This window comes from Streptococcus sp. GMD3S, assembly GCF_000298695.2.
GTDB lineage: Bacteria > Bacillota > Bacilli > Lactobacillales > Streptococcaceae > Streptococcus.
In genome coordinates this window covers 17062-38430 of the sequence record NZ_AJRC02000015.1, presented here as the reverse complement: position 1 = coordinate 38430, position 21369 = coordinate 17062, and the positions used below count along the sequence as shown (strand labels likewise).

The 21369-nt window shown below is 39.8% G+C and carries 28 protein-coding genes; 12 read left to right on the top strand and 16 right to left on the bottom strand.

Annotated elements, in window-relative coordinates; all coding sequences use genetic code 11:
* Positions 1-131: 131 nt before the first annotated feature.
* From der to nrdR, 5 genes are read right to left on the bottom strand one after another with little or no spacing between them, the layout of a single operon-like run.
* Positions 132-1442, bottom strand: coding sequence for a ribosome biogenesis GTPase Der (der, locus tag GMD3S_RS0207675; protein WP_001207687.1), 1311 nt, complete (start codon positions 1440-1442; stop codon positions 132-134).
* Between the two features lie 13 nt (positions 1443-1455).
* On the bottom strand, positions 1456-2169 hold the full coding sequence (locus GMD3S_RS0207670; protein WP_000140859.1) for an NADPH-dependent oxidoreductase: 714 nt from the start codon (positions 2167-2169) through the stop codon (positions 1456-1458).
* Positions 2166-3062 (bottom strand): primosomal protein DnaI, encoded by an 897-nt coding sequence (dnaI, locus tag GMD3S_RS0207665; protein ID WP_000446483.1) that lies wholly within the window; start codon positions 3060-3062, stop codon positions 2166-2168. The genes GMD3S_RS0207670 and dnaI overlap by 4 nt, the downstream gene beginning before the upstream one ends.
* Positions 3063-4226: a DnaD domain protein gene (locus GMD3S_RS0207660; protein WP_000803930.1), complete on the bottom strand. Its 1164-nt coding sequence runs from the start codon at positions 4224-4226 to the stop codon at positions 3063-3065.
* Complete coding sequence (gene nrdR, locus GMD3S_RS0207655; RefSeq protein ID WP_001203678.1) at positions 4227-4700, bottom strand: transcriptional regulator NrdR; 474 nt, start codon at positions 4698-4700, stop codon at positions 4227-4229. It abuts the gene before it with no gap.
* Positions 4701-4840: 140 nt separating this feature from the next.
* On the opposite strand from nrdR, the gene GMD3S_RS0207650 reads away from it, so the two are divergent.
* From GMD3S_RS0207650 to gggC, 4 genes are all read left to right on the top strand, one after another.
* Positions 4841-5206 carry a GntR family transcriptional regulator gene (locus tag GMD3S_RS0207650; RefSeq protein ID WP_000119117.1) on the top strand — a complete coding sequence of 122 codons (366 nt, stop codon included), beginning with the start codon at positions 4841-4843 and terminating at the stop codon, positions 5204-5206.
* A 4-nt stretch (positions 5207-5210) separates the two neighbouring features.
* Positions 5211-5906, top strand: a complete 696-nt coding sequence (locus tag GMD3S_RS0207645; RefSeq protein ID WP_000173190.1) for an ABC transporter ATP-binding protein — start codon at positions 5211-5213, stop codon at positions 5904-5906.
* Positions 5907-5921: 15 nt separating this feature from the next.
* Positions 5922-6650, top strand: coding sequence for a hypothetical protein (locus GMD3S_RS0207640; RefSeq protein WP_000498769.1), 729 nt, complete (start codon positions 5922-5924; stop codon positions 6648-6650).
* A 127-nt stretch (positions 6651-6777) separates the two neighbouring features.
* Positions 6778-8325 (top strand): streptosactin export ABC transporter GggC, encoded by a 1548-nt coding sequence (gene gggC, locus GMD3S_RS0207635; protein WP_000946536.1) that lies wholly within the window; start codon positions 6778-6780, stop codon positions 8323-8325.
* A gap of 52 nt (positions 8326-8377) precedes the next feature.
* Here the strand turns inward: gggC and GMD3S_RS0207630 are convergent, their stop codons facing one another.
* A complete protein-coding gene (locus GMD3S_RS0207630) occupies positions 8378-9073 on the bottom strand; it encodes an LrgB family protein (RefSeq protein WP_001288947.1) in 696 nt (231 codons plus the stop codon).
* Entirely contained in the window at positions 9070-9444 is a 375-nt protein-coding gene (locus GMD3S_RS0207625; RefSeq protein ID WP_000781327.1) for a CidA/LrgA family protein, read from the bottom strand. The genes GMD3S_RS0207630 and GMD3S_RS0207625 overlap by 4 nt, the downstream gene beginning before the upstream one ends.
* Positions 9445-9640: 196 nt before the next feature.
* Between GMD3S_RS0207625 and GMD3S_RS0207620 the strand changes: the two genes are divergently transcribed.
* From GMD3S_RS0207620 to queF, 7 genes are all read left to right on the top strand, one after another.
* On the top strand, positions 9641-10021 hold the full coding sequence (locus GMD3S_RS0207620) for a MarR family winged helix-turn-helix transcriptional regulator (protein ID WP_000221641.1): 381 nt from the start codon (positions 9641-9643) through the stop codon (positions 10019-10021).
* A 97-nt stretch (positions 10022-10118) separates the two neighbouring features.
* Positions 10119-10340 carry a DUF4649 family protein gene (locus GMD3S_RS0207615; RefSeq protein WP_000570263.1) on the top strand — a complete coding sequence of 74 codons (222 nt, stop codon included), beginning with the start codon at positions 10119-10121 and terminating at the stop codon, positions 10338-10340.
* A gap of 15 nt (positions 10341-10355) precedes the next feature.
* Complete coding sequence (gene trxA / locus GMD3S_RS0207610; RefSeq protein WP_001029581.1) at positions 10356-10670, top strand: thioredoxin; 315 nt, start codon at positions 10356-10358, stop codon at positions 10668-10670.
* 202 nt (positions 10671-10872) lie between these two features.
* Positions 10873-11526 carry a 7-cyano-7-deazaguanine synthase QueC gene (gene queC / locus GMD3S_RS0207605; protein WP_000820634.1) on the top strand — a complete coding sequence of 218 codons (654 nt, stop codon included), beginning with the start codon at positions 10873-10875 and terminating at the stop codon, positions 11524-11526.
* Positions 11526-11969: a 6-carboxytetrahydropterin synthase QueD gene (gene queD, locus GMD3S_RS0207600; protein ID WP_000464563.1), complete on the top strand. Its 444-nt coding sequence runs from the start codon at positions 11526-11528 to the stop codon at positions 11967-11969. The genes queC and queD overlap by 1 nt, the downstream gene beginning before the upstream one ends.
* Positions 11962-12678: a 7-carboxy-7-deazaguanine synthase QueE gene (queE, locus tag GMD3S_RS0207595; protein WP_000196457.1), complete on the top strand. Its 717-nt coding sequence runs from the start codon at positions 11962-11964 to the stop codon at positions 12676-12678. Before queD ends, queE begins: the two co-directional genes overlap by 8 nt.
* A 17-nt stretch (positions 12679-12695) precedes the next feature.
* Positions 12696-13187 (top strand): preQ(1) synthase, encoded by a 492-nt coding sequence (gene queF, locus GMD3S_RS0207590; protein ID WP_000082583.1) that lies wholly within the window; start codon positions 12696-12698, stop codon positions 13185-13187.
* Between the two features lie 57 nt (positions 13188-13244).
* Here the strand turns inward: queF and GMD3S_RS0207585 are convergent, their stop codons facing one another.
* The 9 genes from GMD3S_RS0207585 to GMD3S_RS0207545 form a co-directional block, all read right to left on the bottom strand.
* The gene (locus GMD3S_RS0207585) at positions 13245-13913 is read right to left on the bottom strand and encodes an MIP/aquaporin family protein (RefSeq protein ID WP_000714820.1); all 669 of its coding nucleotides are present in this window, start codon (positions 13911-13913) and stop codon (positions 13245-13247) included.
* Between the two features lie 108 nt (positions 13914-14021).
* Positions 14022-14813, bottom strand: a complete 792-nt coding sequence (locus GMD3S_RS0207580; protein WP_001227786.1) for a DUF2785 domain-containing protein — start codon at positions 14811-14813, stop codon at positions 14022-14024.
* A gap of 106 nt (positions 14814-14919) precedes the next feature.
* On the bottom strand, positions 14920-15234 hold the full coding sequence (locus GMD3S_RS0207575; RefSeq protein WP_000959513.1) for a hypothetical protein: 315 nt from the start codon (positions 15232-15234) through the stop codon (positions 14920-14922).
* Complete coding sequence (locus GMD3S_RS0207570) at positions 15228-15644, bottom strand: hypothetical protein (RefSeq protein ID WP_000359227.1); 417 nt, start codon at positions 15642-15644, stop codon at positions 15228-15230. The genes GMD3S_RS0207575 and GMD3S_RS0207570 overlap by 7 nt, the downstream gene beginning before the upstream one ends.
* Positions 15632-16915: a DUF2974 domain-containing protein gene (locus GMD3S_RS0207565; RefSeq protein WP_000037150.1), complete on the bottom strand. Its 1284-nt coding sequence runs from the start codon at positions 16913-16915 to the stop codon at positions 15632-15634. The genes GMD3S_RS0207570 and GMD3S_RS0207565 overlap by 13 nt, the downstream gene beginning before the upstream one ends.
* A gap of 9 nt (positions 16916-16924) precedes the next feature.
* Positions 16925-17602 carry a hypothetical protein gene (locus GMD3S_RS0207560; protein WP_000745947.1) on the bottom strand — a complete coding sequence of 226 codons (678 nt, stop codon included), beginning with the start codon at positions 17600-17602 and terminating at the stop codon, positions 16925-16927.
* A gap of 136 nt (positions 17603-17738) precedes the next feature.
* Positions 17739-18455 (bottom strand): hypothetical protein, encoded by a 717-nt coding sequence (locus tag GMD3S_RS0207555; protein WP_025172971.1) that lies wholly within the window; start codon positions 18453-18455, stop codon positions 17739-17741.
* A 220-nt stretch (positions 18456-18675) separates the two neighbouring features.
* A complete protein-coding gene (locus GMD3S_RS0207550; protein ID WP_000746966.1) occupies positions 18676-19374 on the bottom strand; it encodes a hypothetical protein in 699 nt (232 codons plus the stop codon).
* A 135-nt stretch (positions 19375-19509) separates the two neighbouring features.
* Entirely contained in the window at positions 19510-20181 is a 672-nt protein-coding gene (locus tag GMD3S_RS0207545; RefSeq protein WP_000745946.1) for a hypothetical protein, read from the bottom strand.
* A 191-nt stretch (positions 20182-20372) separates the two neighbouring features.
* Here GMD3S_RS0207545 and GMD3S_RS0207540 point away from each other — a divergent pair, with 191 nt between their 5' ends.
* Positions 20373-21341 carry a hypothetical protein gene (locus tag GMD3S_RS0207540; protein ID WP_000748116.1) on the top strand — a complete coding sequence of 323 codons (969 nt, stop codon included), beginning with the start codon at positions 20373-20375 and terminating at the stop codon, positions 21339-21341.
* Positions 21342-21369: the final 28 nt, after the last annotated feature.

The window sequence follows — 21369 nt, the reverse complement described above, 5'->3', positions numbered from 1 at the left end:
TAGGAAAATGATTGAAATTTGATGACAGATTCTCCTCCAATTTGGCAGGTTCTTTTCTCCCCTTTTAGTATAGAAAAAAGAAGACTATGAAGTCTTCTTTTAGTTTATTTTTGTAGAAAAACAAGCAAGGGTTACTTGCGTTTTCTTGCAATCAAGTGAATCGGTGTTCCCTCAAAGGCAAAGGCCTTGCGGATTTGATTTTCTAAGAAACGCAAGTAAGAGAAGTGCATGAGTTCTTCTTCATTGACAAAGATGACAAAGGTTGGTGGCTTGGTTGCCACTTGGGTAGCGTAGAAAATCTTGAGGCGTTTCCCTTTGTCTGTCGGTGTTGGATTGATGGCAATGGCATCCATAATCACATCGTTCAAAACTGCTGAAGGAATACGGGTGTTTTGGCTTTCACTGATTTGCTTAATCATCTCAGGCAGTTTATGGAGACGTTGCTTGGTCAAAGCTGATACAAAGACAATCGGTGCATAAGGCAAATATTGGAACTGCTCACGAATATCCTCTTCCCATTTTTTCATGGTGTGGTTGTCTTTCTCAAGAGTATCCCACTTATTGACAACGATGATCATCCCTTTACCGGCTTCGTGGGCAAAACCTGCGATACGCTTGTCGTACTCGCGAATACCTTCTTCTGCATTGAGGACCATCAAGACCACATCAGAACGGTCAATGGCTCGCATGGCTCGCATGACAGAATATTTCTCCGTATTTTCATAGACTTTACCAGACTTACGCATACCAGCTGTATCAATCATGGTAAACTCTTGTCCATCCGTATCTGTAAAATGAGTATCAATGGCATCGCGCGTTGTTCCAGCTACTGGACTAGCAATCACGCGGTCTTCTCCCAAAATAGCGTTAATCAAACTTGATTTTCCAACGTTAGGACGGCCAATCAAGCTAAATTTAATCACGTCTGGATTTTCTTCTTCAACTTCGTGTGGTAGATTTTCCACAATGGCATCCAGCACATCACCCGTACCGATACCGTGGACAGACGAAATTGGCAGCGGTTCGCCCAATCCTAGCGCATAGAAATCAAAAATATCATTTCGCATTTCTGGGTTGTCAACCTTGTTAACGGCAAGGATAACAGGTTTATGGGTTTTATAGAGTTTGCGAGCTACGTACTCGTCCGCATCTGTAATCCCTTCTTTACCAGACACCACAAAAACGATGACATCCGCTTCTTCCATAGCGATTTCTGCCTGGTGCTTGATTTGTTCCATGAAGGGAGCATCGACATCGTCAATCCCTCCCGTATCAATCATACTAAAGGAACGATTGAGCCACTCACCCGTTGCATAGATACGGTCACGTGTCACACCCTCGACATCTTCTACGATTGAGATCCGCTCACCAGCGATCCGATTAAATAGGGTTGATTTCCCAACATTGGGACGTCCCACAATGGCAATAGTTGGTAAGGCCATGTTTTCTCACTTTCTACAATAACTTTTTCTGTTCTAGATTCTTCCGAGTTGAACGAGGTTCGGCTTGACCAAACTGCTCTGCCAAACGCTGACTCCAAGAGGTTGTCGCACGCGCACCAGCATAGTCTGCCTGTACTTTGTCATAGTCCAAAATCGCTGCTACTGGCTGTTCTTGGTATTCTTCTTCAAATACCACTTGGTTCAAAGGCAGTCTTGGTTTGACATCATGTTGTTGATTTGGCACGCCAAGGGCAATCCCAAAAACGGGATAGGTATAGTCAGGCAAGTTAAAAAGCTCTGCCACTTCTTCTGACTTGTAACGGACCAAACCGATAATCACACCACCATATCCCAGACTCTCAGCCGCAAGCAAGGTATTTTGCCCTGCAAGCGCAGCGTCCACAGACGTGATAAGGAGACCTTCTACCCCTTGAGGTTGGAAAGTGTCCGTATGAAGGCTTGCTCCCTTTTCAGCTCGGTTCAAGTCACCGACAAAAAGCAAAAAGGCTGCTGACTGGCGAATAGCTTCCTGAGGAACCAATTCATATAAAGCATCTTTCTTCTCTTGACTGCGTACAAGAATCACAGAGTAAGATTGGAAATTTTTCCAAGATGACGCCATTTGAGTAGCAGTCAAGATTTCATTTAAGTGTTCTTGAGAAATCTCTTGCTCCTTAAAGCGACGAACTGAAGTATGAGCTTTCATCAGTTTAATGGTTTCTGTCATCGGCGATTTTCTCCTTCTAGTCTTGTTTCCTCTGCTAAATAACGAATCCGTTCCATGACCCGTCTAGCTTCCCAAGTCTCATCATTTCCATTCTTTCCTTTAGCAAAATGTTTTTCCAAATCTTGGAAATTAAAGTTGGAAGTAAAGAAGGTTGGCAAATCTTCCTGCATGCGATACTGGAGAATAACTTGGAGAATCTCATCACGCACCCAAGGGGTAGATTGCTCTGCACCAATATCATCCAAGATCAAGACTTCTGCTAACTTGATGTCATCCACCAGGGTCTTCACAGATCCTTCACCGATGGCATTTTTCACATCAATGACAAAACTTGGATAGTGGAGAATGGTTGTTGAAGCACCACGTTTTTCAGATAAGTCGTGAGCCAGGGCTGCCATCATGAAGCTCTTTCCGACACCAAAGTCTCCGTAAAGATAGAGGCCTTTTCGGATACTTGGGTAAAGGTCAACAAAGGCATAGAGTCTCTCAAAAATAGGCAAACGTCCTAAGTCATCTAGGTCAATCTGAGCCAATTTCGCTTTCTTGAGACTTGCTGGTAGATTGATCAACTTGAGACGATTCTTGATTGCCGCCTCTTTTTCAGCCGCGATTAGTTCGGGTGTTTCTTCATAAGATACATCTGCATAGCCGTGATTCATGACCAAGATAGGCTTGTAGCCACGCGCTATATAGTCAGCATCCCCACGAAGAAACTTATCCCGTTCTGTGATATATTGGTTGAACTTGGAGATGCTACGATTCAACTCCTCTGGGCTGAGGGATTCTTTCTGGATAAAAGCCGCCACATCTGGGTCTTTCATAATCTGCTGGACTAGGTCCTGATACTGAAAACGACTTGTCTGACGTTTGATAACATCACCCACACTTTCCATCTAGTCTCCTCCTTCTTCTAATCGGGCTAACATTTCTTGTTTTTTACGTTCTAGTTCCAGACGAGTCTCCTCGCTGGTTTGATTTTTATATTCTGGATTACTCCACTTAGGAACATTGGTCTTAGTCGAGCTAGTTTTCGATTTCTGGTCTTCTTGCCCTTTTTGCTGACGCTCTCGAATCCGAAGCACAGCTTCTTCTGCTGTCCGAATTTTTTGATAAGCATAGTCATTTGCGACCTTCATGGCATATTTTTCATTAACATTAGCCGAATCAACCTTGTTAAAGGTTAGAAGCAAGACGATATTGATGACTTCATCCAACAAGCCTAAAGACGCCATCTGGTGAAGGAGTTCTCGTTCGCTCTGGGTGATGTTCCCCTTACGCGTTTGCTTGATTTCCGCTAAAAAGTGCAGGGGAGTTTTATTTTTGGCTTCCCTGATAATGGTCATTTCTTTGGGGCTAAAGTCAGAAGGAACCTGCTTTTGCGCAAGCTTTTCACGCATGCGTTTGACTGAAATAACCTGAGCCAGCGCTGTCGCCTTGGCTAATTGATAAGTTTCAAACCAGGTCCATTTTTTTTCATCTGCGATGGCGAATAATTCCAAAACATCCGTTTGCTCGTCTTCAAAACGCAAGCCATCTCGAGCCATCAGACGCTGGAAATGTTCCAAATCAAAATCGTTTTTTAACTTGCTTTTAGACTCGCTTGGTGTCACTTCTTCAGTCAGGGTTGGAAAGACTTGGCTCAAAGAAACAGAGAGTGCTTCTCCCTCACTTGGAGCCTGCTTCATAGCAGAAACAGCTGTATCCCCAATCTTTTTCTCTAATAATCTGCTATAGACAGAATGGCTTAGAAATTCTTGACTGGAGAGGGGAGAATGAAGCTGCAATTCATAAGTTTCCCCCTTCTGATAAAGGGTCAACAAATCCAAAGCAGATAAGACTTTAAAGGATTGGAGCAAGGTCGGCATGCCGAAGTTTAAGTGATTGAGGATGTGGGAAAAGAGATGTTCCTTTTGCCCACCATCCCAAAAGGTAATGGTATATAGATAGAGGCTCAGTGCCTCCTGACCGATAATCGGGAGGTAGCACTGCACCAGAGAAGAGGTATCTTGCGACACCCGATTATTCTTTAGAAAAGAAAAACGGTCATTTGGTTTCATCTATTTTTCCTTTTTCTTCTTAGAGGACTGGGTGATCTGCTGGAGCAGACTCTCCAACTCACTCACATCCTTAAAGCTACGGTAAACACTGGCAAAACGAACATAGGTAATCTCATCAAGCTCTGCCAATTCTTCCATGACTAAGGACCCAATATATTCACTTTGGATCTCATTCTCACTGCGACTACGGAGTTTTTGCTCGATGCGATTGACCACCATGTTGATTTCATCACTTGACACAGGACGTTTCTGGGCTGAGCGGATAATCCCATTAAAGATTTTATCTCTTGAAAACTGCTCTCGCGTACCGTCTTTTTTGACGACAACCAGCGTTCTTTCTTCTACTCGTTCATAGGTTGTAAAACGATGCTGACACTCGTCGCACTCACGTCTTCGGCGGATGGTATTTCCTTCTTCGGCTTGTCGACTATCAACAACACTTGACTTGGTAGCCCCACATTTTGGACAACGCATGCATTTCCCTCCTTGTCGTTTTCTTTTCATTATACCATTTTTTGAGCAATTCCCAAAACAATTCTTATTTTTACTTGACAAGTTTTTTGTTTTATTGTATTATTTGATTAGAACAATAAAGACAAAGAAAGGAGACTATGATGTCCTGGTCATTTGATAATACAAAACCGATTTATTTACAGATTATGGAAAAAATCAAATTACAGATTGTTTCCCATGAACTGGAACCCAATCAACAGCTCCCTACCGTGAGAGATTTGGCGAGCGAGGCTGGGGTCAATCCCAATACCATTCAGCGCGCCTTGTCTGACCTCGAACGTGAAGGATTTGTATATAGCAAGCGGACAACTGGTCGATTTGTCACCGAGGATTTAGACCTCATCCTTCAGTCCCGCAAACAACTTTCCGAGGAGCAACTGCAACAATTCGTCTCTTGCATGCTCCAATTTGGCTACAAAAAAGAAGAACTGCCAAATGTATTAAGCGACTATATTAAAGGAGTTTAAGACTATGACACTACTAGCACTTGAAAATGTAACAAAATCATATGGAGCAACTGCGGCACTTGACAATATCTCACTAGAGATCTCAACCGGAAAGATTGTCGGGCTCCTTGGACCAAACGGATCCGGGAAAACAACCCTAATCAAACTGATCAATGGCCTCCTTCAACCAAATAAAGGACGTGTTCTTATTAATGGACAGGATCCAAGTCCTGCTACCAAGGCGATCGTCTCCTACCTACCAGATACAACCTACCTCAATGAAGAGATGAAGGTTAAGGATGCTCTAACCTATTTTAAAACCTTCTATCAGGATTTCAATCTCGAAAGAGCCCAACACCTTTTAGCCGATCTCGGTATTGATGAAAACAGTCGCCTCAAGAAACTATCAAAAGGGAACAAGGAAAAGGTCCAACTCATCTTGGTTATGAGCCGTGAAGCCCGCCTCTACGTTCTGGACGAACCAATCGGAGGCGTGGATCCAGCTGCCCGTGATTATATCCTCAATACCATCATCAATAACTACTCACCAACCTCTACGGTGCTGATTTCAACCCACTTGATTTCAGATATTGAGCCAATCTTGGATGAGATCATCTTCCTCAAAGACGGAAAAGTCGTCCGCCAAGGAAATGTTGATGATATTCGTTACGAGTCAGGTGAATCCATTGACCAGCTCTTCCGCCAGGAATTTAAAGCCTAAGCAAAGGAGATTATTATGTTTTGGAATCTAGTTCGTTATGAATTTAAAAATGTCAATAAATGGTATCTGGCACTCTACGGTGCTGTACTTGCAATTTCAGTTTTGATTGGAGCTTTTATTAACAGTCTTAGCCAGAGTTACAATCCTAACAATGCTGCTTATTTCATCTTCTTTTTAGTACTAGTCTTTGGAGGACTCAGCGTCACTCTTTGGATTGCAACAATCTTTTTAATCATCCGAAGATTCAAGGGTAGTGTTTATGACCGCCAAGGGTACTTGACCTTGACCTTGCCTGTCTCTGAGCACCAAATCATCATCGCAAAACTTTTAGGTGGTCTTGTCTGGTCCATCTTAAGCTATATCGTCTTTATCTTGAGTATATTGATTATCTTCTTCTTAACACCAATAGAAAAAGACTTCACTGCTCTCTATAACTTCATTTCCCCTTACCTCAGCTACGGCTGGCTGTATGCCCTATCACTATTTGTCAGTTCTATCGCATGGATTTTATCCATCTACCTCTCCATCTCTATCGGACAACTCTTTAATGAGTATCGAACAGCTATGGGGATTCTAGCCTATATCGTCATTGCCATCGTCATTGGTTATGTTTCTCTCTTTTTCCGAATTGAAAATGACTTTAACATGATGATTGGTACAGAAATTCTGCGCGATCTCTTTTTATCAGCTATCTACTATCTCGGTACCTACTATATCTTGAAAAACAAGGTTAACTTGCAATAAGTTAAAGGTCTAGCGACTCTGTATCGCTAGATCTTTTCTTTTAGATATATTGTATGAAAATGTGGATAAAAAGGAGTATAATAATTTTAAAAGTGATTACTGTATATTGATAAGGAGGGAGCTCTTTATGCTTAGAACGTTTGTTGCAAAGAAACACTTAACACTTTACTTCTTTTCGATTGCAATCACATGGCTGGAAGCGATTATTACGCCAGCGCTCATTCAGAGTATCGTTGCTAGTTTTACCAATCAAGAACTGGAACTTCTTTGGAAAGTGTTGATTCTGGGAATCCTTGGAAACCTCATCCTCTTACTGGGGCTAGCTGGAAAACGCTATTACTACGCTCGTTTGATTACTGATTTCAGATATGGAATTAAAAGCGCTATTTTCAAGCGATTCCTCAGCGGTTATGATATTGATGAAAAGGATATTTTGTCTGATTTAGAAAACGACGTCAACCAGTTAGAAAAGAGCTATATTGAGCCAACCGTTATCATTATTTCTTCTCTTGGTTTCACAACCGTCTCCATTCTATATGCCCTGTGGACTAATTTTTACCTAGGCTTGATTTTTATTCTCTTCTACTCCGTCCCTGTCCTCTGTAGTGCCATCGGATCTAAGCGTTTAGATTCACTTTCTGAAAAGCGGTCCACTATTAACCAGAGCTACTTATCAAGCTTGACAAATTTTATTGGCGGTAGCCAACAGATTCGTCATTATCAGGGACAGGACTTCTTTTTTGCTCGCTATCAAAATCAGTTACAGACTAGTTTGGATGCGGAAATACGATATGAGAAACAACGTACCCTAAACAGTCTCTTTATCAATAGCATCGATGCCTTTTGCTCCGTTGCCCCTATTGTCATTGGCGGTTTTATGACCTATTATGGTTATTTAAACGCAGCTAGTTTTGTAGCCATTTATCTCGTTTCTCATAATATTGGCTATCAATTCCAAGAATTAGCCTACTTTACTAACACCCGAAAAGCAACTCAATACCTCTGTGAAAAGTACCAAGTACTTTTCACAAATTCTAGTCCTATTTCTACTAGCACCTTCCAAAACATTTATCCCGTCCAACTAGAGAATATCTCTCTAGAAAAAGAGGGACAGGTCCTTTTATCCCCTCTTTCCATGCACATCAAGAAAGGAGAAAAGATTGCCATTATCGGTGAAAGTGGCTCTGGAAAAACGACTTTACTCAATATCATTCATGGAGAGTTGGCTGCGACCAGTGGACGGATTGCATTTGCTGGCCAAAGCCTATCACGCCAAGAAATCACGAGCGTTAGCTCCTATATCCTCCAAGATAGCCATTACTTTGACACGCTGTCTCTGGAAGACAATATCCTTCTAGGAATGACTAAAAAGCAAGAAAGGTTGAATCATATCCTCAAGACAACTGGTTTAGAACATTTGAAAAATCGAACTCTTAGCAACGATAGCCTGTCTGGTGGCGAGAAACAACGACTCGAAATCGCTCGCGCGCTCTATCACGACAGCCAACTCATCTTGGCTGATGAGATTAAGGCCAATCTTGACTTAGAGAATAGCAAAAAGATTAGCGACCTCCTCTTCTCGCTACCTCAGACAGTCATTGAAGTCATTCACCATTATACAGACGAGGACTTAAAACGCTACGACCAAGTCATTCATTTAAGCAAAGAAAAGTAAATCCTTACAAAATAAAATTGGAAAAAAGCAAGGAACTCAGCTTCCTTGCTTTTTAACTCAATATCAAACTGGCTACGATGGGGCTGACAAAGACGTAGAGAATACCAGTGACACCGATAGCCAAGCCACCCATGGCTCCTGCTACCGATCCGTATCGAAAGGCGGTTCCCGTTCCGACAGCATGACCTGTTCCTCCAAGAGAAAGTCCCACAGCCACTGGGTCATCGATCTTCAACCATTTCAAAAGGGTTGGTCCGATCACACTGGTCAAAATGCCAGTGGCCACTACGACGACCAAGGTCACAGTCGTCAAACCTTGCAATTTTTCTGTAATCCCCACTGCCATAGCGGTTGTCACTGACTTGGGAAAGAGAGAAATAGCTAGGAAAAAGTCCATGCCAAATATTTTCGCTACTATGGCAGTAAAGCAAGTATTGACAACTACTGCTAACAGACTACCAAAGAGAATACTGCGAGCATGGTGCTTCATCAAGTGAAAACTCTTATAAAGCGGAATCCCTAAAGCCACTGTTGACGGAACAATCAAATTGTTCAGATAAACCCCACCTTGGTAGTAATCTTGGTAAGAAATCCCCGTCAGCTTTAGAAAAATGATAATGAAAACAGCCGACAAAAGCAAGGGCGTTGTCAATGGATGGGGAAAACGTCTGTAAATCAGCATCCCCACTAGATAAGCAAGGATAGACAGGGCAAGCCCAAACAGGGGATTGGAAACAAATTCACTCATTTGGCATCTCCTTTCTCATAATCTCCCTCAAATCGTCTCTTAATGAACTGAACTACCACGGCTATGAGGATAATATTGATGACAGCTGCAAAAAAGACAATCAAAACGATGGGCAGGAGATAGGGAGCAATCACATCAAACTTCTCCATTATTCCCACTGCTGGTGGCAAAAAGAGAATAGTCATATTGGCCAGCAAGAAATTCCCCACCATGTTGACATGTCTGGTTCTCAGCCACTTGAACTGTAAGGCTAGAAAGAGAATAATCAAACCGATAATACTGCCTGGGATAGGCAGATGAAAGAAACTAGAAATTCCCTCACCGATCAATGAAATCACAAAGAGAATCATTAATTGAACATATAATTTCATTCTAAACTCCACGAAATAGACTTCTTGCATACCAGTTTACTCTTTTTTCAGAAAATTTCAAGGAAATATTGCAATTCTTCTCTCTTGCACGGATTAGTTAAAAGTAGTATAATCATTGCATGCGCAATCATCTTGTATTGCAGAAACAGTCACTAATGACTTTGTGATTTTTACTTTGAAAAGAAAGGAGAAAGCAATGACCTACTTAGAAAAATGGTTTGACTACAACCGCCATCAAAAAGAAATGGAAGCCTTGTTGGAAGAAACTATTGCCCAGCAGAGTGAACAAAGGCTGAACTTGAAAGAGTTTTACCTGCTCTACTATTTGGATCTAGCCGATGAAAAATCCTTACGACAGATTGATTTACCCGATAAACTCCATCTCAGTCCGAGCGCTGTTTCTCGAATGGTGGCACGATTAGAAGAGAAAAACTGCGGTTTGCTTAGTCGCAGATGTTGCGATCAGGATAGACGGGCTAGTTTTATCTGCCTGACTGACGAGGGACAAACCACCCTAGCTTACCTGCAAAAAGCCGTCGAAGAAAGACTGGAAACGAGTCTTGATTTCATTTCTTAATCAGATTTTTTAAAAAAGTTGCGTGCGCAATCATTTTTCTTGACATTCCTCTTTTCAAGGAGTACAATAAAGTCAAGATCGAACAAAGGAGTTTTATATGATCGAAATTACTTATCTAGACGCCAGTAAGCAAGAGAGAACCATGACTTTCGAGTCTTACCAAGACTTTGAACGTTCTCAACACGCCTGCCTCATCGGCGTTGCTGATTACTATACTGTCCAAAAATTAACCTACAATGGTCATGATTTGGACTACCATGGGACTTATGGAGATGTTTTCTTCTATCTCATGAAACAAGATTTAAGCCAATATAACTAAAAAAGGAGAAATACAATGGCAAAAGCAATTACAGATGCAACATTTGAACAAGAAACAAAAGACGGTTTGGTCTTGGTAGACTTCTGGGCAACTTGGTGTGGTCCATGTCGTATGCAAGGTCCAATCTTGGATAAATTGTCTGAAGAACTTTCAGAAGATGTCTTGAAAATCGTTAAAATGGACGTTGATGAAAATCCAAATACAGCTCGTGCTTTTGGAATCATGTCTATCCCAACCCTTCTCTTCAAAAAAGACGGCCAAGTGGTGAAACAAGTTGCAGGTGTTCACACAGCAGAACAAATCAAGGCCATCGTTGCTGAATTGAGCTAATCACACGAGAGACCATGTACTTCATTTGGTCTCTTTTTTCTTACCCTTTGCCATTTTTCAAAAAATATGCTAGACTGTAGGTAGAATATTACGATGTTTGGGACATGCCATCGCTAAAAAAAACCTCTACTTGGTATTTTTTAGCTCCCCTCAAGGGAGCTTTTTGCGTGCTCTGAACATTTCCCATTTTAGAAGGAGTACTATGAAACGTCATTCAGCCTTGGTCGTCTTTAGCGGCGGTCAAGATTCCACAACCTGCCTCTTTTGGGCTAAAGAACACTATAAAACAGTCGAAGCCGTCACCTTTGCCTACGGCCAACGCCATCATCTCGAAATTCAAGTTGCTAGAGAAATCGCTAAGGAACAAGGCATTCGTCATCACATCTTAGATATGTCTCTGCTGGGACAAATCACTGAAAATGCCCTGACCTCTGATCTGGAGATCGAGCAAAAAGAGGGAGAGGTTCCCAATACCTTTGTTGACGGCCGCAACCACCTCTTTCTTTCCTTTGCGGCAGTTCTTGCCAAGCAACGAGGCATTAAAGATATCGTGACAGGTGTCTGCGAGACAGATTTCTCAGGCTACCCTGATTGTCGGGATGTCTTTGTCAAATCCCTCAATGTTACTCTCAACCTTGCCATGGATTACGACTTTGTTATCCAAACACCTCTCATGTGGCTAGACAAGGCTGAAACTTGGGAGTTAGCCGACCAACTTGGTGCCTTTGACTACGTTCGTGAGAAGACCTTAACCTGCTACAATGGGATTATCGGTAGTGGCTGCGGTGATTGTCCAGCCTGCCACCTACGCCAGCATGGCCTTGATGTTTATCTCTCACAGAAAGGAGAGAGCTAATGTTTTTTGCTCCCAAAGAAATCAAACAGGAAACTGGGGAATCTCTTATCTACAATCCTCACAGAACCTTGGTATCAAAAGAGTTCACCTTCGATGCTGCCCACCACCTCTTTCACTATGAGGGAAAATGCAAGTCCCTGCACGGCCACACTTATCATCTGCAAATTGCTGTCAGTGGATTTTTAGATGAACGGGGTATGACCTACGACTTTGGAGATATCAAAGCGATCTACAAGAACTACATAGAACCCCACTTGGATCATCGCTATCTCAATGAAACCCTGCCTTATATGAACACGACTGCTGAAAATATGGTTTACTGGATTTTTCAAACCATGAGCCAAGAGTTGCCAGACGAGCGCAATCTCCGTTTGGAATATGTTCGTCTCTATGAGACTCCGACTGCCTTTGCGGAGTTTAGACGGGAGTGGTTAGATGACTAGGGAACGTGTCCTCAAACTACCAGTTCTGGAAATTTTCGGCCCAACCTTTCAAGGTGAAGGTCGTGCTATCGGGCAGAAAACCATGTTTGTCCGCACTGCTGGTTGCGACTACCACTGCGACTGGTGCGACTCTGCCTTTACTTGGGATGGTTCTGAAAAACCAACTCGCATGACCGCTGATGAAGTCATTGCAGCCTTAGATAAGCTAGGAAGCTACGACTATGTAACCCTATCTGGCGGAAATCCCGCTATCCTAGCAGCTAACATGGCCGAACTCGTCACCAAGCTCAAGGAACGCGGTATCACTCTGGCTGTTGAGACTCAAGGTTCTCGCTGGCAAAATTGGTTAAAAGACATCGACCAGGTCACTCTGAGCCCCAAGCCTCCTTCATCAAAGATGGAAGTCAACTTCGAGACCTTGGACTTTATCGTTTCCCAATTGGATCCAGACAAGGTCACCTTTAAAATCCCTGTCTTTGATGATGCCGATTTGGCCTTTGCTAAAGGGATTCAAGAACGCTACCAACCAGATGTCCTTTTCTTATCGGCTGGAAATCCTGAGCCCAAGGCTACAGGCAATATTGTCCAAGACCAACTAGACCGACTCAAAGAACTCTGGGAATGTGTCGCTACTGACGATAGCTGGGGCAATGTCCGCGTCCTTCCTCAACTCCATACCCTCCTCTACGACAACCAACGTGGTGTTTAAATTAGAAAGAAAAAAACATGTCACAACAAGAAGAAATGAAAAACCTAAGCCTACTGGGCAACAAAGAAACCAACTACATTTTTGACTATCAACCAGAAGTTCTCGAATCCTTTGACAATCGTCATGTGGAAAATGATTATTTCATCAAATTCAACTGTCCTGAATTTACCTCCCTTTGCCCAATCACTGCTCAGCCAGACTTTGCGACCATTTATATTTCCTACATTCCTGACAAGCTCTGCGTCGAGTCAAAATCCCTCAAACTCTACCTCTTTAGCTATCGAAACCATGGGGATTTTCACGAAAACTGTATCAACACCATCGGGAAAGACTTGGTCAATCTACTAAACCCTCGCTATTTGGAGGTATGGGGAAAATTCACTCCGCGCGGTGGCATCTCAATCGACCCCTACTACAACTACGGTAGACCTGGAAGCAAGTATGAAGGTTTGGCAGAACAACGCCTCTTCCAGCACGACCTTTATCCAGAGAAAATTGACAACCGTTAAACAGATACGAAAAAGCCCTGTTCCTCAAACTGAGGAGCAAGGCTTTTTGAGTTTCAATTATTCTTCTGTTCCAAGGAAATTTTTCGCAACAAGTGCTGCAAGAACGCCACCAACGATTGGGGCAAGGATGAAAATCCATACTTGTTGAAGGGCTGCACCACCTACCAATGCAGCAGGAGCCAAGCTACGAGCTGGATTTACTGAAAGGCCAGTAATGTTCAATCCCACAAGGATCATAGCCATCAAGGACAAGCCGATTACCAAACCAGCGATTGCGCCATTACCCTTGCTTGCTGATGTTACAGTCATGATAACTAGGACAAACAAGAAAGTTGCGATGACTTCAAACAAGAATCCACCAAAGACAGTGACACCGTTTGCCAAGGCATTTTCACCAAGACTAGCAGTTGACATGCCTGAGTTAGACAAGAGGAAGAATACTGCAGCTGACGCAAGGAAAGCTCCAACTACTTGTCCAAGGATATAGTTTACAAGCTCTGAAGATGACAAACGTTTGTTTACAAACAAAGCGATCGAAACCGCCGGGTTCAAGTGCGCACCTGAAACAGTTCCGATTGAGAAAGCTGCAACTACGATTGCCAAACCAAAGGCAAAAGCAATTCCAAGGTGTCCAAGGCCATTAAGACCATTTCCAAAAACAACAGCTCCTGTTCCAATGAACACAAGCATAAATGTACCGATTAATTCAGCAACAAATTTTTTCATGATAAATCTCCTTTTTTCAAACTATGTATTAGTCTATCAAAAGAAGGAAAGTGTTTCAAGAAAATTGACTGGAAAGTATTTGAAAATCATGAAACGACTCGCTTATCCTTAGTACTGAAAAGATTGAATGGCTTCTTTCAAGGCATCTTGTAAACTATTTTTCTGGTCAAGTTGGATATAGACTTCCAACAGACAGGATCTGAAGTTGGAAAATTTATAAAAATCTTCCCTCTCTTCTATCGGAAAGTCAATAGTTTTTATCCAAGAAGCTACTTGTTCTTGCCCTAATTTCCCTTGCAAAATGGGTTCATAAAGTACTCTCGCTAAGCGCCAGTCCTCATCATTTGTAAAACGAATGGTAATTCTTTTAAATAATTGACCCAGTACATCAAATACTTCAGAAAATCTGTTACTAGGAAAATCTGGATGACAAACGACTTCCGTCAAGAGATCCGCTCCATGCGCAAAAGCGTGAACCCAACCATACTGACTTGAAAAACCTGTCGTATCCTTTTCTTTTTTAAGGTAATACAAACCTTGAGATAGCATAGCATTTCTTATATCAGCTTTTAAGCCTTTATAGAAAAGAGAGTGCTCGTTACCATCTGCATACAAAAGATTGGCATAAATAAGCGCCCTAAAAGAACGTTTAAGAGTTGAAACTCCTCTACTATCAATCTCTTTGTATAGCCTTTCATTAGAGGAGACCTCTTCTGAGATAAACTGAAACTGCTCAAGGGAAAACAGTTCTTCTTGAATTCCTCTAGCCAAACTCGTAAAAACAAGTTCATCTCGAATTTCTGGAGAGGGATCTCCTAAATGCTCAAGCAACCACTGAATTTCTTCTCGACTATAGCTTGGTTTTTCTTCTGTCACTTTTCTTTGTAATTTTTTACGCATCTCAAGCACCTCTACATTTCTAGTAACTTATCAAAAAGTCATCCGAAGATGACTTTGAAGAGGAATATTTGGAAAAATTGGAAAGGAACATGGCATAGTTAAAGCACTATTTTTTCTTTTTCGGAGTTAAATCTTCAAAAGATGTACTATTTTTACTAATAGTCTCGCTAATGGCTTTTTGTCCCAACCCATTAATTGAGCTATCCATTTGAGCTGCTAAAGTCGTTACAGCAGTTTTATTTGTCATAGCAAGAACCCCTATCTCCTCATCGTACTTATCTACAATACCTTTTCTACCTGATTTTATAGGAGGAGCACAAAATGTTTTGATAGCTGCTCTTTCTAATGTTTTTTTGATTTCTCGCCTGGCTGATTCTGACATAGGTCCAATCAAAGCGTCTATGACTAAATCCACTAGCATTTCTTCTGCCTCCTTTCTAACTCATATAAGTCTTTTCTTTGACTATAACTCTCTTCTAACTCTTTTTCTAAGCGAGAACGCTCTTTTCGGTACTGAGTCTGCAACTCTTCATCTTTTGCCTCTATTTTAGCATACTGCCGAAGATACTCACTACTCGTCTCACTTGAATAAGATTCTAATAACATCAGAAATTGGTGATGCTCCCCATCGTCTCCAGATTTCTGTCTAGCAAAATCATAAGCAACGTTCTCAAACTCCTCATATAGTCTTGTCAACTGAGAACGATTATGATCTAAACTTTCATAGGATTCTTCTATTTTCTTCTTAGCAGTTCTATAGTCATCCTCCAAGGACCAAAGTCCCTCTTCTTGCTTTTTTATTTTCACTTGGATTTCTTCTAGTTTGTCCATTGATTAATATCCCTTGCCAAGCTTTCGTCTCCTTCAACTGCTTGTTCAACACCCTTCTGAATATTCGTTTCCAAATCCGTAAAGGCTTTTACAATCTCAGCTGATTTACTTACTTTTTTATCAAAATGTCTCTGAGTTTCACCCACAATACTATCATAAGTTACCCCAGCTTCTGCATAGACATCCTCTATCTCATCATAAGTTAACTCTGTGACGAACCAAGGAACTTCCTTACTTTTATCGTAGAGTGTTTCAGCATCCGCAACTGCTTTTTTCGCAACTGCCTCAATCTCGCTGTGTCCGTTGCTGACACTCTCTGTCATTGCCGTCGCAACAGCTGTTGCTTGGACGCTGTCCAAGAAAAACATCTCATGGCTACTTATACTACCATCTGATAAAAATTGGGTACTCAACTGCTTTAGAAGTCGATTTTTGACACCTTGTAATTTCTTCAGAGTTTCATAGTTCTTCTTTTCAAGTCCAGTCATCTTCTCTGGACTCTGATTTTCCAAAATATCTTTGATTTGGTTAATTTGATTTTTATCACCCGTAATATCTGGATCAATACTGTGCCCACCGGAATTTTCAAGCAGATAATCTTCCCCCAAGTATACACCTAAAAAAGGTTTTGAGATATTGTTAAGAAAGTCATCTTGAGTCCGGATTCGTACTACTTGACCTGTGAATGTCTTTTGTTTATTGATTATCTTCTCCCTTGCCGAATCCCACGGAGTCAGATAATCTATGATTTTATCTTTAGATTCGATAAGACCTTCTAAATAGAGAGGCGCTGAGTTATATACCACAGTACGCGGAGCGTTATACTCTAAGGCCACCCTCTGAGCGATGTTACCTCCTAAAGAATGTCCAGTTAGAGTAATATTATCCCCATATCTCTGTCGAATCCTTTCATAAAATTTGAAAGCTTCATCATAATGAAAACCGAGCGCCATGGCTATACTACCGACATCTGTAGCGACATCCTTGACTATATCCGCATTAGGATTCGTTCCCGTATAGGCAATAATCACCTCTCCACTGTCCTTATCTAGGAAGGCTGTACCACTCGTCCCAGTAAAGTCATCATGAAAATCATCTAGATACTGGAGGTTAGAGGGGAGAGGTTTACTTCTGTCTACTGCATTAAGAAGTTGTTTTCTATCATCATGTCCAATTTCAGGTTGATTAACTCGCACATTCTCAAATTCGTAAGTCAGATTTGCTGCATCTAGAGTAGCAATACCACTATTCGCTGTATCCTTTTTACTCATACTTCTCTCCTAATTCGATACTCTCTCCTTAAAATAATAGCCATCATTAAAATCAACAGTAACAGAATAATAATAAAAGTCATCTAACCTCAAAGAACTACCAAATCCTAGCACTGTTTCAGCTTGTTGCTGTTTATTAAAATATTGGTTAATCGTTGTGTTTTTAATAATATAATCTATATCAAAAGAACCATTATTTCCATTAAAATGTTTGTTTTTTAATGATAATTTACTTAAAAACTCTTTATCTATACCAAGTTTTTGAAACAAAAAACCATCAAACTTCCATATTCTTTTAGCGGTTTCTTCATCAGAAAAAATAAATTTGTTGTCTATATATTGAACACTTACTACCACTTCATCGCTTTTTGGCGCATCTTCCTTCGCTGGGCTTTTAGCAAGAGTACCCGTTATTGTATGCGATGTTGCATCACCTTTCAGCTTAATTTCTGTAATAGAATCATCAATTCCATCACTTTTCTTTTTGAAATAGACCTGCTCAATCTCAAATCCTTCCGGAAATTGCTTAAACAAATCAAACAAATTCTCGGTTGGATAGACACGACTGACCTCAGAGACTTTGTTCTCAATCCATGCTCGACTATTTTTATTTTCTCCACACCCTGTTAATCCTATCATTATCAATCCTCCTAAAAGTAACATTGTGAGAAATATGCGTTTTTTCATAACCCTCTCCTTACTTATGATATTCAATAAAACAACTAATCATAGTTCCCTTATAGTATACCATAAAAGAAACATTTCCTTGCTATCTTATTAAAATTCGTTAGTCAGATTAGAAGCATCTAAGGTCGGCACATTACTATTTGGCATCTATCTTCTTCATACTCTTACTTTTTCCTGTTATAAGTTCTGAATGAGATATATTTTCTCCGTCAAAAACCACAGGATAACCGTATTCATAGCCAATAGTTGCAGAGTGGTCTGCACTAATAAAAAGGTCTAACGATTCACTTGATTGTATATGGAAGTAATCCTGAATAATTTTACTATTTACATTTTTATAAGTAATAGAAGCATCACCAGTCTCCCAATTATAGTACGTTTTTTTGAGTTCCAATTGAGACAAAATTGCTTTATTTAGTTCTAACTTTTGAAATAAAAACCCATCATAAAACAAATCATCTTTAGAAACTTCTGGATTCAAAAATTCCAATCCTTTTTCAGTGTACACAACACGGCTTTCTAAAAGCACTTTTTCTTCATAAGGATTACCTCGAGCTTCTATTCTTTTAAAATTACCAGTTATTTCTTTTGTTTCTGCATTTCCTACGAGTTCAATCTTCTGATAACGAGAATAGTCCTTCGTCTCATCGTAGGTATCAATACTTCTAATCTCAAACCCTTCCGGAAATTGCTTAAACAAGTCAAAGAGATTTTCAGTTGGATAGACACGACTAACCTCAGAGACTTTGTTCTCAATCCATGCTCGACTGTTCTTATTTTCTCCACATCCTGCCAATCCTATCATTATCAATCCTCCTAAAAGTAATATTGCGAAAAACGCGCGTTTTTTCATAACCTTCTCCTTATTTATGATATTCAACAAAATAGCTAATCATAGTTCCCTTATGGTATACAATAAAAGCAACATTTCCTTGTATCTTATTCAAATTTACAAGTCAGATTCGCTGCATCCAGAGTTGGAATTTCACTGTTAACCGATTCTTTTTCACTCATTCTTTCGCATGCTCCTTATTTATAATCAGGTCAATCAGGATGTTTTAAATGTTAGCAAATTAATTAGAAACACTATTTCTATCATCTATCCAACTTGAAACTATCTCACTCATTCCATCATTTGGGTTATCCTTAAAAGCAATATTAACATTCAATCGATAACCTTTTGTATTATTATAAGATTCCGCTCCACTTATTGATAAAATGTGTTCTCCATTTGAATTAAGGAAATTATTTATTGTAGAGTCATCACTAATATAATAGATTTCAAACACATTGCGATTTGAAAAATATTGAAACTTTTCAAGCTTCATTTGAGATAAAACATCTCTATTCAAACTTAATGTTTGGAATAGAAAACTTTTATAACCCCAAATTTTTTCCGCTACCTCATTGTTAGAAAATATAAATTGACCATCTTTATATTCTACATCAACATGGTCTTTCACTTCTTCTTTATATGGTTCGGTAGATATTTTTATAGTCTCTATCTTTCCTTTTATGGTTTGATTTTCTGCATCTCCATCTAAGGAAACTACTGTTCTGAGCGAATCCTTATAGAATGTTTGAGTAATATTAAACCCTTCCGGAAATTGCTTAAACAAATCAAAGAGATTTTCAGTTGGATAAACACGACTGACCTCAGAGACTTTGTTCTCAATCCATACTCGACTGTTCTTATTTTCTCCACATCCTACCAATCCTATCATAATCAATCCTCCTAAAAGTAACATTGCGAAAAACATGCGTTTTTTCATAACCTTCTCCTTATTTATGATATTCAACAAAATAGCTAATCATAGTTCCCTTATAATATACCATAAAAGCAACATTTCCTTGCATCTTATTCAAATTTATAAGTTAGATTAGAAGCATCTAAAGTTGGAATACCACTACTCACCATTATTCAACTCTCCATTAGACACTGTTTCTCTAAAATAATAACCGTCTTTGTAATCAACAACAACAGAATAATAGTAATAATCATTACTCTGCAAAGAGCTTCCAAATTCTAATACGCCATTTTTAAGACCATCCATTTTAAAAAATTTGTTTATTATTGGATTATTCACACTATAAGATATGTCAAAACCATTAGTTACACTGTTATAACTCTTATTTTCTAATTTAAACTCAGATAAAATACTTTTATTAATCGTTAATTCTTGAAACAGAAAACCTTTAAGTTCCCAAATTTCCCTCGCTCTTTCTTCATCTGAAAAAATAAATTGCTGTTCTATGTAATTAACATCTATAATGTCTGTCTTTTTTTCTAACTTTAAATCTTTTCGAATTAATTTACCAGTTATCGTCTTGAACTGACTATTTCCGGTTAAGTATATTTTTATGCTAACTTTATCATTCATGTATACTTGATAGACCTCAAACCCTTCCGGAAATTGCTTAAACAAGTCAAACAGATTCTCGGTTGGATAGACACGACTGACCTCGGAGACTTTGTTCTCAATCCATTCTCGACTATTTTTATTTTCTCCACACCCTGCCAATCCTATCATTATCAATCCTCCTAAAAGTAACATTGTGAGAAATATGCGTTTTTTCATAACCCTCTCCTTGCTTATGATAATTAATAAAACAACTAATCATATTTCCCTTATAGTATATCATAAAAGGCTGATATGACTGTTTCATCTATGATGTTAAAATCCTGTCTAATTCATTTTAAAACACTGTAATCCTAAAGGTCATGATATAATAGCCAATGAATAACAAGCATTACTTGAAGGAGAAATGTATGAAAAAATCGTTCAGACTTTGTTGCCTAGCTTGTGTGACAACACTAGCCTTAGCCCTTGGTGCTTGCTCATCAAAGCCATCTACTAGTTCTACAAATAATTCAAACAATCAGGCCTCTACCTATCACAAGAAAGATGTAACTGGTCCTGCCGCTTCATTTGACTGGAATGCCAAAGTTGAACCTACCAACTATGAGAGAACCTTTGTTGAAACCAACAGTAGCAGTCAATTTAATAAAACTTTAGATCGCACGAAAGAGGCGGCTGAGAATCTTGAAAAAAAGAAAAAGGAAATTTCGGATCCTAAGGTTCAAACAGCCCTCAAATTAGTGGATGCTGTCTTTGTCAATCAAGAAAATTTTGACCTAGTTGTGAAATCAGCGAGTGCTAGCAATCAAGAAGAGTTATTTGATAAGATTTGGAACGAATATTTAGTCCCTGAGTTAACTAAAATCCGTCCGAATTTTTCAAATGATACCATCTTTGAGTATAAGGGAGAAAAATATCCTCTGAAAATTTATGCACCAATGTTTTTCAAGGTCAACACCAATGCATTAGGAAAAGCAGGTGCCTATACTCTTGAGGACTATAAGGTGGAGGGCGACATGGTTTATTTGAAATTTATATCCCCAGCTGTAGATACTTACCAATATGAAGTCAAAGCATCCTATCACACAGACAATCTCGAATTCTTTCAAGGACTGGTAGAAGAACAACAAAAGGTTCTTGAAACAGACTATGCTAAAGCTCTAAATATTCGATTTGTTTATCAATTAGCGGCGCTTGATTTTAAAGCTGACAACTACGTAGACCTAGAGGGCATGGATTATCTTGATCGTAACACCCATTACCTTGCCATAAAAGTGGATAATAATGGAGAAGCTAGCCTTGATAATGAAAATCTCGCCAACCTTTTACAAATTAGCATGAAGGCTTCAAACGAGGCCAATAAAGGAAAATTTGAATAAATCTTTAAAGCATAAAAAAATCACCTCA

What these genes read in the sequence shown, in the direction of transcription:
- queE (WP_000196457.1), top strand. Translation starts at nt 11,962, where the DNA reads ATGACTAGGGAACGTGTCCTCAAACTACCAGTTCTGGAAATTTTCGGC.
- GMD3S_RS0207630 (WP_001288947.1), bottom strand. Translation starts at nt 9,073, where the DNA reads ATGAGTGAATTTGTTTCCAATCCCCTGTTTGGGCTTGCCCTGTCTATC.
- nrdR (WP_001203678.1), bottom strand. Translation starts at nt 4,700, where the DNA reads ATGCGTTGTCCAAAATGTGGGGCTACCAAGTCAAGTGTTGTTGATAGT.
- GMD3S_RS0207625 (WP_000781327.1), bottom strand. Translation starts at nt 9,444, where the DNA reads ATGAAATTATATGTTCAATTAATGATTCTCTTTGTGATTTCATTGATC.
- GMD3S_RS0207550 (WP_000746966.1), bottom strand. Translation starts at nt 19,374, where the DNA reads ATGAAAAAACGCATGTTTTTCGCAATGTTACTTTTAGGAGGATTGATT.
- GMD3S_RS0207670 (WP_000140859.1), bottom strand. Translation starts at nt 2,169, where the DNA reads ATGACAGAAACCATTAAACTGATGAAAGCTCATACTTCAGTTCGTCGC.
- GMD3S_RS0207615 (WP_000570263.1), top strand. Translation starts at nt 10,119, where the DNA reads ATGATCGAAATTACTTATCTAGACGCCAGTAAGCAAGAGAGAACCATG.
- gggC (WP_000946536.1), top strand. Translation starts at nt 6,778, where the DNA reads ATGCTTAGAACGTTTGTTGCAAAGAAACACTTAACACTTTACTTCTTT.
- GMD3S_RS0207545 (WP_000745946.1), bottom strand. Translation starts at nt 20,181, where the DNA reads ATGAAAAAACGCATATTTCTCACAATGTTACTTTTAGGAGGATTGATA.
- GMD3S_RS0207585 (WP_000714820.1), bottom strand. Translation starts at nt 13,913, where the DNA reads ATGAAAAAATTTGTTGCTGAATTAATCGGTACATTTATGCTTGTGTTC.
- GMD3S_RS0207620 (WP_000221641.1), top strand. Translation starts at nt 9,641, where the DNA reads ATGACCTACTTAGAAAAATGGTTTGACTACAACCGCCATCAAAAAGAA.
- GMD3S_RS0207645 (WP_000173190.1), top strand. Translation starts at nt 5,211, where the DNA reads ATGACACTACTAGCACTTGAAAATGTAACAAAATCATATGGAGCAACT.
- GMD3S_RS0207570 (WP_000359227.1), bottom strand. Translation starts at nt 15,644, where the DNA reads ATGGACAAACTAGAAGAAATCCAAGTGAAAATAAAAAAGCAAGAAGAG.
- GMD3S_RS0207580 (WP_001227786.1), bottom strand. Translation starts at nt 14,813, where the DNA reads ATGCGTAAAAAATTACAAAGAAAAGTGACAGAAGAAAAACCAAGCTAT.
- queD (WP_000464563.1), top strand. Translation starts at nt 11,526, where the DNA reads ATGTTTTTTGCTCCCAAAGAAATCAAACAGGAAACTGGGGAATCTCTT.
- GMD3S_RS0207555 (WP_025172971.1), bottom strand. Translation starts at nt 18,455, where the DNA reads ATGAAAAAACGCGCGTTTTTCGCAATATTACTTTTAGGAGGATTGATA.
- trxA (WP_001029581.1), top strand. Translation starts at nt 10,356, where the DNA reads ATGGCAAAAGCAATTACAGATGCAACATTTGAACAAGAAACAAAAGAC.
- dnaI (WP_000446483.1), bottom strand. Translation starts at nt 3,062, where the DNA reads ATGGAAAGTGTGGGTGATGTTATCAAACGTCAGACAAGTCGTTTTCAG.
- GMD3S_RS0207650 (WP_000119117.1), top strand. Translation starts at nt 4,841, where the DNA reads ATGTCCTGGTCATTTGATAATACAAAACCGATTTATTTACAGATTATG.
- queC (WP_000820634.1), top strand. Translation starts at nt 10,873, where the DNA reads ATGAAACGTCATTCAGCCTTGGTCGTCTTTAGCGGCGGTCAAGATTCC.
- GMD3S_RS0207640 (WP_000498769.1), top strand. Translation starts at nt 5,922, where the DNA reads ATGTTTTGGAATCTAGTTCGTTATGAATTTAAAAATGTCAATAAATGG.
- queF (WP_000082583.1), top strand. Translation starts at nt 12,696, where the DNA reads ATGTCACAACAAGAAGAAATGAAAAACCTAAGCCTACTGGGCAACAAA.
- GMD3S_RS0207660 (WP_000803930.1), bottom strand. Translation starts at nt 4,226, where the DNA reads ATGAAACCAAATGACCGTTTTTCTTTTCTAAAGAATAATCGGGTGTCG.
- der (WP_001207687.1), bottom strand. Translation starts at nt 1,442, where the DNA reads ATGGCCTTACCAACTATTGCCATTGTGGGACGTCCCAATGTTGGGAAA.
- GMD3S_RS0207540 (WP_000748116.1), top strand. Translation starts at nt 20,373, where the DNA reads ATGAAAAAATCGTTCAGACTTTGTTGCCTAGCTTGTGTGACAACACTA.
- GMD3S_RS0207560 (WP_000745947.1), bottom strand. Translation starts at nt 17,602, where the DNA reads ATGAAAAAACGCATATTTCTCACAATGTTACTTTTAGGAGGATTGATA.
- GMD3S_RS0207575 (WP_000959513.1), bottom strand. Translation starts at nt 15,234, where the DNA reads ATGCTAGTGGATTTAGTCATAGACGCTTTGATTGGACCTATGTCAGAA.
- GMD3S_RS0207565 (WP_000037150.1), bottom strand. Translation starts at nt 16,915, where the DNA reads ATGAGTAAAAAGGATACAGCGAATAGTGGTATTGCTACTCTAGATGCA.